The organism is Thiococcus pfennigii, assembly GCF_016583835.1.
Taxonomy (GTDB): Bacteria; Pseudomonadota; Gammaproteobacteria; order Chromatiales; family Chromatiaceae; genus Thiococcus; species Thiococcus pfennigii.
The window spans coordinates 1-684 of sequence record NZ_NRRW01000149.1; the positions used below are offsets into that span (position 1 = coordinate 1).

At 78.8% G+C, this 684-nt stretch carries 1 protein-coding gene; it reads right to left on the reverse strand.

The window, feature by feature from the left end; translation table 11 throughout:
- Positions 1 to 153: 153 nt before the first annotated feature.
- Complete coding sequence (locus CKO41_RS18315; RefSeq protein WP_200383295.1) at positions 154 to 486, reverse strand: hypothetical protein; 333 nt, start codon at positions 484 to 486, stop codon at positions 154 to 156.
- Positions 487 to 684 lie beyond the last annotated feature (198 nt).

Sequence of the window (684 nt, forward strand, 5' to 3'; positions counted from 1 at the left end):
CCCGTGACCAGCGCCCGCCCGTGCTGGACGAGGCCGAGCGCGAGCCCGCCAGCCCACGCGCGGGCCGGCGGCGCGAGCCGGCGCGAGCCCCCGAAGGCCACGGCCCCGGCGGGCCGCAGGGCGGCGAGGATTGGCGCGAAAGGTTCGGCCACGCTAACCCCCCGGCGCCGCGCGCATGGCCAGCGCGAGCCCCGCCCCCGCCAGGGCGGCCCAGCCGAGAACACCGAGGAGCCCACGCACCGGCCGGCGCGCCCGGCGCCAGGCGCGGGCCAGCCCTGGATGCGCCCGCCACCAGACCCGGCGGCGGACGCGCGCCCGGACCCGCTCGAGACGGCGCGACCACAGCCAGGGGCGCACCCGGGCGCGCAGGCCCAGCAGTGCCACCGACCAGGGCCAGAGCGCGCCCGAACGCGGCGAGGCCCACAGCCACAGCGGCCCCGGGGGCAGCGGCGCATCCCAGCGCAACCACCAGGAGCCGCTAGCCACGGCGCCGGCCCGTGAGCACGCAGACCGGGACCGGCCCGCAGTAACCGGGCGGCGGCTCCGCGACCCGGTAGAAATACACCCAGCCATCACCCGGACCCGCCGAACGCGGAAACCTTGCCCGGGCGGCCGATTGAGCCGACGCGGGCAGGAACGACCAAGGCGCCTTTTGGTGCATGACCCGCCCCCCTATGCCCCGAC